At 58.1% G+C, this 10,290-nt stretch carries 8 protein-coding genes; all 8 read right to left on the bottom strand.

Translation table 11 applies throughout. The features are described 5' to 3' along the window. Window positions 1-3,698, bottom strand: a 3,698-nt coding sequence (locus AC04MI_RS20425; protein WP_476498548.1) for a glutamate synthase-related protein, incomplete at its 3' end; no start/stop codon positions are given. Window positions 3,699-3,859: 161 nt separating this feature from the next. Beyond that, complete coding sequence (locus AC04MI_RS20420; protein ID WP_056747245.1) at window positions 3,860-4,576, bottom strand: REP-associated tyrosine transposase; 717 nt, start codon at window positions 4,574-4,576, stop codon at window positions 3,860-3,862. Window positions 4,577-4,724: 148 nt separating this feature from the next. Further along, window positions 4,725-5,660 carry a class I SAM-dependent methyltransferase gene (locus tag AC04MI_RS20415; RefSeq protein WP_199227606.1) on the bottom strand — a complete coding sequence of 312 codons (936 nt, stop codon included), beginning with the start codon at window positions 5,658-5,660 and terminating at the stop codon, window positions 4,725-4,727. Further along, window positions 5,657-6,319 carry a DUF1415 domain-containing protein gene (locus tag AC04MI_RS20410; protein WP_288851287.1) on the bottom strand — a complete coding sequence of 221 codons (663 nt, stop codon included), beginning with the start codon at window positions 6,317-6,319 and terminating at the stop codon, window positions 5,657-5,659. Before AC04MI_RS20410 ends, AC04MI_RS20415 begins: the two co-directional genes overlap by 4 nt. Before the next feature lie 275 nt (window positions 6,320-6,594). After that, window positions 6,595-7,767 (bottom strand): deoxyguanosinetriphosphate triphosphohydrolase, encoded by a 1,173-nt coding sequence (locus AC04MI_RS20405; RefSeq protein ID WP_436079276.1) that lies wholly within the window; start codon window positions 7,765-7,767, stop codon window positions 6,595-6,597. Between the two features lie 69 nt (window positions 7,768-7,836). After that, window positions 7,837-8,928: a 3-dehydroquinate synthase gene (aroB, locus tag AC04MI_RS20400; RefSeq protein WP_436079232.1), complete on the bottom strand. Its 1,092-nt coding sequence runs from the start codon at window positions 8,926-8,928 to the stop codon at window positions 7,837-7,839. Between the two features lie 83 nt (window positions 8,929-9,011). Continuing rightward, complete coding sequence (locus AC04MI_RS20395) at window positions 9,012-10,148, bottom strand: 3-phosphoshikimate 1-carboxyvinyltransferase (protein WP_436079231.1); 1,137 nt, start codon at window positions 10,146-10,148, stop codon at window positions 9,012-9,014. 21 nt (window positions 10,149-10,169) lie between these two features. Then, window positions 10,170-10,290, bottom strand: a 121-nt coding sequence (locus tag AC04MI_RS20390) for a hypothetical protein (RefSeq protein ID WP_476498549.1), incomplete at its 5' end; no start/stop codon positions are given.

Below are 10,290 nucleotides of genomic sequence, written 5' to 3'. Positions count from 1 at the left end.
AGGTCGGCGCGGCCGATCAGGTCGTCGAACTTGCGGATGCCCAGCTGGGCCATGATCTGRCGCACTTCTTCCGCGATGAAGAAGAAGTAGTTCACCACATGCTCTGGCTTGCCAGAGAACTTCTTGCGCAGSWCGGGGTCYTGYGTGGCCACGCCCACSGGGCAGGTGTTCAGGTGGCACTTGCGCATCATGATGCAGCCYTCSACCACCAGCGGSGCCGTGGCAAAGCCGAACTCGTCRGCRCCCAGCAGYGCGCCGATGGCGACGTCGCGGCCGGTCTTCATCTGGCCGTCGGCCTGCACRCGGATGCGGCCGCGCAGGCGGTTCAGCACCAGCGTCTGCTGGGTTTCGGCSAGGCCGATTTCCCACGGACCGCCCGCGTGCTTGATGGACGACCAGGGCGAAGCGCCCGTGCCGCCGTCATGCCCTGCGATCACCACATGGTCGCTCTTGCACTTGGCCACGCCTGCGGCGATGGTGCCCACGCCCACTTCGGAGACCAGCTTGACGCTGATGCCTGCGTGCGGTGCGACGTTCTTCAGATCGTGGATCAGCTGGGCCAAGTCCTCGATGGAGTAGATGTCGTGGTGCGGCGGTGGCGAAATCAGGCCCACACCCGGCACGCTGTGGCGCAGCTTGCCGATGTAGTTGGACACCTTGCCGCCAGGCAGCTGRCCGCCCTCGCCSGGCTTGGCSCCCTGSGCCATCTTGATCTGKATCTGRTCRGCSGAMKRCAGGTACTCSGCCGTSACGCCRAAGCGSCCCGACGCCACCTGCTTGATRCGSSWGCGCAGCGARTCGCCGTCCTKCAGGGGCAGRTCGACCTCGACGTTSKCSGCGCCGATCACGCTCTTSAGCGTGTCGCCCTKCTTGATCGGGATGCCCTTGAGYTCGTTGCGGTAGCGTGCCGCGTCCTCGCCACCTTCACCGGTGTTGCTCTTGCCGCCAATGCGGTTCATGGCCACCGCCAGTGTGGCGTGCGCCTCGGTGGAGATGGAGCCCAGCGACATGGCGCCCGTGGCGAAGCGCTTGACGATTTCCTTGGCGGGTTCGACCTCATCAATCGAGATCGCCTTGGACGGATCGATCTTGAACTCGAACAGGCCGCGCAGCGTSAKRTGGCGSYKGYTCTGGTCGTTRATGAKCTGYGCGTATTCCTTGTASGTGTTCCAGTTGTTGGCGCGCGTGCTGTGCTGCAGCTTGGCRATSGCGTCRGGYGTCCACATGTGSTCTTCRCCRCGSGYGCGCCAGGCGTAYTCGCCRCCGGCGTCSAGCATGKTKKMGAGCACSGGGTCGTCGCCRAACGCGGCCTTGTGCATGCGGATGGCTTCTTCGGCGATCTCGAACACGCCGATGCCTTCCACACGGCTGGCGGTGCCGGTGAAGTACTTGCCCACGGTTTCCGTGTTCAGGCCGATGGCCTCGAACAGCTGGGCGCCGCAGTAGCTCATGTAGGTGCTCACGCCCATCTTGGACATGATCTTGGACAGGCCCTTGCCGATGGCCTTGACGTAGTTGTAGATGGCCTTGTCGACCGACAAGTCGCCGCCCAGGTCCTTATGCATTTCGGCCAGGGTTTCCATGGCCAGGTAAGGGTGCACAGCCTCGGCGCCGTAGCCCGCCAGCACGGCGAAGTGGTGCACCTCGCGCGCGGTACCCGTTTCGACCACCAGGCCGGCCGTGGTGCGCAGGCCTGCGCCCACCAGGTGCTGATGGATGGCCGACAGCGCCAGCAGCGCGGGGATGGCCACCTGCGTGGCGCTCACCGCGCGGTCGCTGATGATGAGGATGTTGGCACCGCCCTTGATGGCATCCACGGCCTGCGCGCACAGCGAGGCCAGCTTGGCTTCCACGCCCTCACGGCCCCAGCTCAACGGGTAGGTGATGTCGATGGTCGCGCTCTTGAACTTGCCTTGCGTGTACTTCTCGATGTCGCGCAGCTTGGCCATGTCGGCAAAGTCGAGCACTGGCTGGCTCACTTCGAGCCGCATCGGCGGGTTGACCTGGTTGATGTCCAGCAGGTTGGGCTTGGGGCCGATGAAGCTGTTCAGCGACATCACGATGGCCTCACGGATCGGGTCGATCGGCGGGTTGGTCACCTGGGCGAACAGCTGCTTGAAGTAGTTGTACAGCGGCTTGTTCTTGCCCGACAGCACGGCCAGCGGGCTGTCGTTGCCCATGGAGCCGATGCCTTCTTCGCCGTTTTTGGCCATGGGCGCCATCAGGAACTTGATGTCTTCCTGGGTGTAACCAAAGGCCTGCTGGCGATCCAGCAACGGCAGGCCGGCAGCCACAGGGACCGCGGCGGCTTCGCCCGTCTCGAYGCTGTCCAGCTTGATSCGCAGGTTYTCGATCCACTGCTTGTAGGGCTTGSTGTTGRCGAKGKTGGCYTTSASCTCSTCGTCGTCGATCATGCGGCCYTGYTCCAGGTCGATCAGGAACATCTTGCCGGGCTGCAGGCGCCACTTGCGCACGATCTTSTKCTCGGGCACGGGCAGCACGCCCGACTCSGAGSCCATGATGACCAGRTCGTCGTCGGTSAYGCAGTAGCGSGAGGGGCGCAGGCCGTTGCGGTCCAGCGTGGCGCCGATCTGGCGGCCGTCGGTGAACACGATGGAAGCGGGACCGTCCCAAGGCTCCAGCATGGCGGCGTGGTATTCATAGAAGGCGCGGCGGCGCTCGTCCATGGTGGTGTGCTGCTCCCAGGGCTCTGGGATCATCATCATCACGGCCTGGCTGATGGGGTAGCCGGCCATGGTCAGCAGTTCGAGGCAGTTGTCGAACGTGGCGGTATCGGACTGGTCGGCAAAGCTGATGGGGTAGAGCTTTTGCAGGTCAGCAGCCAGCACGGGCGATGCCATCACGCCTTCGCGGGCCTTCATCCAGTTGTAGTTGCCCTTGACGGTGTTGATTTCGCCGTTGTGCGCCACATAGCGGTACGGGTGGGCCAGCGGCCACTCGGGGAAGGTGTTGGTGGAGAAGCGCTGGTGCACCAGGCCGATGGCCGAGACGCAGCGCTCATCCGACAGGTCTTTGTAGTACACGCCCACCTGGTCGGCCAGCAGCAGGCCCTTGTAGACCACGGTGCGGCTGGACATGGACGGAACGTAGTATTCCTTGCTGTGCTTGAGCTTGAGCGCCTGGATGTTGGCGCTGGCCGTCTTGCGGATCACGTACAGCTTGCGCTCCAGCGCGTCCTGCACGATCACGTCATTGCCACGGCCGATGAACACCTGGCGCAGGATGGGCTCCTTCTTGCGCACTGTGGGGGACATGGGCATATCCACATTCACCGGCACATCGCGCCAGCCCAGCAGTACCTGGCCTTCGGCCTTGATGGCGCGCTCCATCTCCTGCTCGCAAGCCAGGCGCGAGGCATGCTCCTTGGGCAGGAAGATCATGCCSACRCCGTATTCGCCSGSCGSRGGCARSGYCACGCCYTGCTTGGCCATYTCTTCGCGGTASAGSSSGTCRGGSAKCTGGATCAGGATGCCGGCGCCRTCGCCCATCAGCGGGTCGGCACCCACCGCGCCACGGTGGTCGATGTTTTCCAGAATCTTCAGAGCCTGCGTCACGATGTCGTGGCGCTTGATGCCCTTGATGTGGGCCACAAAACCGAGGCCGCAGGCGTCGTGTTCGTTACCCGATGAATACAAACCGTGTTGTTGCAGATGCTGGATCTCGGCAGCCGTGGTCATGGCGCACTCCTATATTTTTCGCAGGGGAGCCGAGGTTAGTGCATTGCAGCATATTTTGGCAAGCAATTTAATTGGGGTCAGATTCCAATTAAACAAACCAGAACTCACACAAGCATATTATTGGGGACATATTAAAATTAATAGCAATGAGGCCAATAATTTCATGCGCCTCCGTCGGTTTTCGCATGATTTTTTTCCATTCGAGGCCTGCCAGGCATTCCTCGAGTCACGCGGCGCAGGGTCTGCTGTTGCAGGCCCGCAAGAAACTCGGTATCGCCCAAAGCCCAACCGCTGAGCGCCGAGTCGGTCAAAGCCGTTTGCACCGACGCCCCCAGGCCCGCCTGAACCAGTGCGGCATAGGCGGCCTCGCGCGCAAACGGGGTGTTGCCCAAAGCCCAATACAGGGCATGGGGCGTCAACCACCGGTCGTTGCGCAAGCCCAACCAATGTGCATGGCTGGACCAGGCGTAGTCAGCGGGCTGCTGCACCAATCCGGCCCGCACAGGGTTGAGGTCCAGGTACACCATGCACGCCAGCAAATACCGTTCCGGCTGCAATACCGTGGAACGGTAGCGCCCCTCCCACAAAGTACCTGTGCGGGCATGTCGGCGGTTGAAGTACTGCACATACCGGCGCCCCACTGCCTGCATCATCTGGGGCAGTCCGTCTTGTGAGGCTGGCGTAACCAGCAGGTGAAAGTGGTTGTCCATCAGCACATAGGCATGGACGGCCACGGCATATTTCTGCGCGTTGTCCATCAACAGCGCCAGCAGCGCGTCGAAATCTTCCACTCCGTGGAAGATCGGCTGGCGGTTGTTGCCCCGCAGGATGACATGGTGCAAATGACCCGGCAGGGTCAGGCGTGGCAAACGGGCCATGGGTCTTGATCAGGAATATGGGAGTTACGATCATAGACCTGTCCCCTATTTCTCATCGATGCAAGCTGGCGACGCCCATCATCCGCCACGAAGATAGCGAGGCGCATGCTTGATTCTGGCCTGCCCTTGCGCGCCTTTTGGGTACGCGTCAATGCGTAGCCAAGTTCTCCACTGGGTCTGCCACCACACCAATGCCAAACCGCGCCCCCATGGCGTGTTCCAGGCCAAATTCGCCGAGAAGCGCCCGCAACCGCTCGGCCGCGCTGCGTTTTTTCTGTCCGGTGTAGCGCGCGATGATGAGTTCATTCTTCATGCTGTGCTCCCATCCCACCAGCTCGGTCACAGTGACCTGGTAGCCATTGGCCTCCAGGTACAGGCAGCGCAGCACATTGGTCACCTGGCTGCCGAGTTCGCGGGTGTGCAAGGGGTGACGCCACAGTTCCGCCAGGGGCGTGCGCGCCAACTGCAAGGCCTTGCCTTGGCGCAGGCAGGCTGCCATCTCCGCTTGGCAACAGGGCACCAGAACCATGGCCCGGGCCTTTTTTTGCAGCCCGAAGGCAATCGCGTCGTCAGTGGCGGTGTCGCAAGCATGCAAGGCGGTGACCACATCGATCTGGTCGGGCAACTCACGGGCATCCGCAGACTCGGCCACGGATAGATTGAGAAACGACATCCGCTCAAAATGAAGGCGCTGCGCGAGCACCCGCGACTTCTCTACCAGTTCCGCCCGGGTCTCCACCCCGTAGATACGCCCGTGGCCCAGAGCCTTGAAGTACAGGTCGTACAGGATGAAACCCAGATAGGACTTGCCCGCGCCGTGGTCCGCCAACGTGGGCCCACCGCCTTGGGCGGACAGCTCCGTGAGCAGGGGCTCGATGAAGTTGAACAGGTGGTACACCTGCTTGAGCTTGCGGCGTGAGTCCTGATTGAGACGGCCATCCCGCGTGAGGATGTGCAGCTCCTTGAGCAGCTCTACCGATTGGCCAGGGCGCAGTTCCTGCAGCTCAGCACTCTCGTTCTTGGATTTTCCCGCATCGCGAATTCGCTTGTCGGTCGTCACTGCAGATGGGTTCTTTTTATTCATAAACCGGTGCCTTGTGCTGGCGGATTGTCATCGCTGGCGGCAGTGGCGGCCATGTTCGCACCGCCTTTGTCATGAGGGCCCACGTCCAACGCCAGCCAACCGGCCATGCCCATCTCTTCAAGTACTTCCATGTTGCGCTCAAAGATGGTTTCCGCCTCGGGAAAGACCGACACCGCCCGATCAATGCTGGCCTCGCGCAACAAGTGCAGCGTAGGGTATGGAGCGCGATTGGTGCAATTAGTCACGTCGTCCGCATCTGTGCCGGCGAACTGAAACTGCGGGTGAAAGCTTGCGACCTGCAGCGTGCCCGCCAACCCGAGAACGTGCACCACGTCCTCCACGTCACCAAGAAAGTCGTTGAAATCCAGAAAATCCTGCAGGCAATGCGGCATCACCAGCAAGGTGGTGTCCCTGACTTCTGCGGGTGTTTTTGCGAGCGCCTGAAGTTCTTCGCGCAACACCTCCAGCACATCCTCCCCGGTCGTGGCCAAGCTCACCACATAGTGAATTTGCCCTTTGACATGCACCGACTTGGCAAATGGACAGAGATTCAATCCAATGACGGCCCGCTCCAACCACCAGACAGTGTCCTGGACGTAGGTATCAGTGGATACAAAATGGGGGAGCGCCTTAGCGGCGTTGGTGGAGGAAGATGTCATGGGTGCGCGCAGAAGCGCAGGGATAGAGTTGGGATTTTATCGGTGTGAGTTGTTGGCAGATCTCGCGACAGCGGCGGTCCAATCTGGAAACCTCATGGACCCCTCAGTGCACGCTCACATCGGCGGGAGGGCAGCGGAGGAAAAGAATAGATACGCAAGCCCACACAGCAAATACGCTTCAGGCGGCCACATCTAACGGAGCCTGAAGTCGCGCGACACCAGCGACGCCCCCCCCCAAAAAATCAACGCATCTCGCTCCACCTCGGAACCGTGCGCTATTCCTGCAGGAGTCGGCGCCCTGTCAGGCGCTCATGCTCCCGCACCGCAAAGCGGTCCGTCATCCCGGCAATAAAGTCGGCCACCGCCCGCGCTCGCCCATAGCTATCGCCCTCCAGGGCTCGCGCGGTAAAGGCAGCTTTCATTTCGTGAGGCTGGGCCATATAGGCATCGAACAACTCACGCACGATTTTTTGGGCATGGCCCGTAGTCTCCATGACCCGGGGATGCCGGTACAGATGCTTGAAGAGGAACCGCTTGAGTACGGTAGAGCGCTCGCGCATCTCACCACTGAAGCTCACCAGAACTGGAAGCTTCCGCACCTCATCGGGATGGGCTGGCGCATGCTCGTGCAGCGCGGCTTTTGTGGTGTCAATGACGTCGTACACCTGCGCACTCAGCATCCGCCGTATCGCCTCGTACAACAAGCGGCGCTGCATTGATGGCGTGGCGAGGCCGGGATGCTCCATCTGGGCTGCCGAACGGTACGCATCAAACAAGGGCACTTCTTGCAGCTGCGTCAGAGTAATCAACCCAGAGCGCACGCCGTCATCGATATCGTGTGCGTTGTAAGCAATCTCGTCGGCCAAATTGCACAACTGCGCCTCCAGACTCGGCCGCTCATTGCGCAGGAAGCGGGCACCAACACCATTGGGCTCCTCACTCTCCAACTGCAAAGCATGAGTGCGCGAGCAGTGTTTGAGAATCCCCTCTCGGGTCTCGAATGTGAGATTGAGTCCGTCATACAACGGGTATCGTTCTTCCAGCTTGTCCACCACTCGCAAGCTCTGCAAGTTGTGTTCAAAGCCTCCAAAGTCGGCCATGCAGCCATTCAAGGCGTCCTGCCCCGCATGCCCGAACGGGGTATGCCCCAAGTCGTGGGCTAACGAGATGGCCTCAACCAAGTCTTCGTTAATCTGCAGCGACCGTGCGATGGATCGCCCGAGTTGCGCGACTTCTAACGAATGAGTTAGCCGGGTACGAAACAGATCCCCCTCGTGGTTGAGGAAGACTTGTGTCTTGTAGACAAGCCGTCGGAATGCCGTGGAATGGACGATTCGGTCGCGGTCGCGCTGGTATTCAGTTCGAGTGGGCGGCGGACACTCCGAATGACGCCGACCGCGGGTCTGCGCGGGGGCAGATGCGAAGGGCAACAGATCTACGAGCCCAATCACCTTAGTAGCCCCTCATCAAACGGCACCTACGCTTCTCGAAAAAGCAATCCAAGCAACCACAAATATTCACTCGCAGCAGGCATCAATAACTTCACGGACCAAGGAGTCTGGCGCCGGGCGCACGAGTGCTCTACCAGGGCCATCGATCACAACAAACCGAATTTCGCCTGCTTCGGCTTTTTTATCAATCCGCATCAACTCCAAATATCGACCGGCGTTGTCGTTAGCATCTAATACTGGCCCTTTGGTGGGTAAACCAGCGAGCTGGATCAAGGAGATCAGCCGCTGAACAAAGTCAGCGTCTACCAACCCCAAGCGTCGGGAGAGTTCAGCGGCCATGACCATCCCGGCCGAAACGCCCTCTCCATGTAACCAAACACCGTAGCCCATCCCTGCTTCAATGGCGTGACCAAAAGTGTGACCAAAGTTCAATATAGCGCGCAAGCCTGACTCCTTCTCATCCTTGCTTACGACCCAAGCTTTGATCTCACAACTACGCTGAACCACATGAGCAAGTGCCGCGGCCTCCTTGGCCATAACTGCGTTCAAGTTTTGCTCCAGCCATTCCATGAAGGCGATATCTGCAATCGGCCCATATTTAATAACCTCAGCTAAACCAGCGCGAAGCTCACGATCAGGCAGAGTACTCAATGTACAAAAATCGCAAATGACCAGTTGGGGCTGGTAAAAAGCCCCTATCATGTTTTTCCCCAACGGATGATTAATCGCAGTTTTCCCACCTACCGAAGAGTCAACTTGAGCGAGCAATGTCGTGGGCAACTGTACAAATGGTATACCACGCATATAGGTGGCAGCCGCAAAGCCTGTTAGATCACCAACCACACCGCCACCAAGAGCGAACAGAGTCGTCTTTCGATCACATTGCCAACTCAAAAGTGAGTGAAATATATTGTTTAAAGAATCCCAACTCTTGTGAGACTCACCATCCGGCAGCTCGATAACACGAACGTCTTCGAATATTCGAGCTAGAGAGTTTTTTACTCGATCTAAATGATACCCAGCAACAATAACATTTGTAACAATTACAGCCACCCGAAAATCGGGAACAATACCTTCGAGAGACTGAACCAAGTCGATGTTTTCACCCACTAGTATTTCATAAGTTCTATCACCTAAATCAATATTGATCACATTCATATTTTATCACCTGCACCAAATTAGAGTCACCAAAACAAAAAAGGCCAATATAAAATTGGCCTTTTATTTAGACTACAGCATCATCATGGGCAAGCCACAGCACCGCCGTCTTTAATCGTCACTGAAACAGTTTGCTTAACGAGTTTTGAGTCGTAAACGTCGATTGGAATCACCTTATCAGCAGTTACACATCTCGGACCCGTGGTGGAATCAGGAAGGGTCGCTGTCAGCGTGTTGGCAGCTACGGAGAGTGTGGTGAAAAAGGCTTTGTCAGCCGGACTCACCAAGGGAGTATAAGGCGCAGTACCTCCTGCGATCAAATAAGTAAGAGTTGTGGAAGTCGCACTCTTTTCATCCACTGTTTGATTAGCAGGTGAAACCTGCAAAACGTTAGTGGTCACAGTGACAGAAACTACTACTGAGGTACCAGCTGCATCCGTGATCTTGATATCAGATGCACCTTGAGCGACAAGTGAAACCGACACAGACGAGCCGGAGATAGTCGCTGTAGCAACAGCGGTGTTAGTTGAACTCACGGTGTACGGAGCCACGCCACCGTTGACGGTCACGGCATTACTAGTACCAGCAGGTCCAGTGATAGAAGCAGGCGAAACCGACATTGTGCCCACCTGCACTGTGGCCGCGATACTCAACGTAGCACCTACCGCGTCAGTGATCAAAATAGTCGCAGTTCCTGCCTTCGGAAGTCCCAGAAGCGTCACCGTAGATCCAGAGATAGATGCACTGACAATGCTTGTATCTGAGCTGTTAACAGAATATGGACCAACACCACCCCGCACATTGAACTGAAGGGACTGGTTTGGCCGCAATGTAACTGCAGTTCCAGCACTGCTGACCAAGGGAACCGCTTTAGCGGTCACAGTAATTTTCACTTGCTGGACAGGGAGACTCTCGTCGTATACCGTTAACGTTGAAGTCCCGTCACTATTTCCAGAAATAAATAGTATCCCGTCAGCTGAAAGGAACGCACTAACGGAAGCATCGGAACTGATTACACCATAAGGTGCCTTACCGCCACGCACTTCAATATCTGTGGACCCACTAGCGCCCACAGGCAAACTAATTGCGCTTACAGGGGGGTAGACTCTCAAGGTTGCGGATGGACCATTAGGGGTACCTCCACCGCCGCCACCGCCGCCACAAGCGACAACCAGCATACTAACAGTGACAGCAAGCAGGGCTTTAAATAGTTTTTTCATAATCTATTGATAGAAAATTAATTATTTCCTAGGGCCATTATCTGAAATTACCTTCGGCGTAATGAACACCAGCATTTCACGCTTGGTRGATTCTTTGGTTCGATTCTTAAACAAATTACCCACTACAGGAACATCACCAAGC

It is taken from the genome of Acidovorax sp. LjRoot204, from assembly GCF_056175785.1.
The sequence above is the reverse complement of the archived record's forward strand: the minus strand, read 5'-3'. Positions and strand labels throughout refer to the sequence as shown.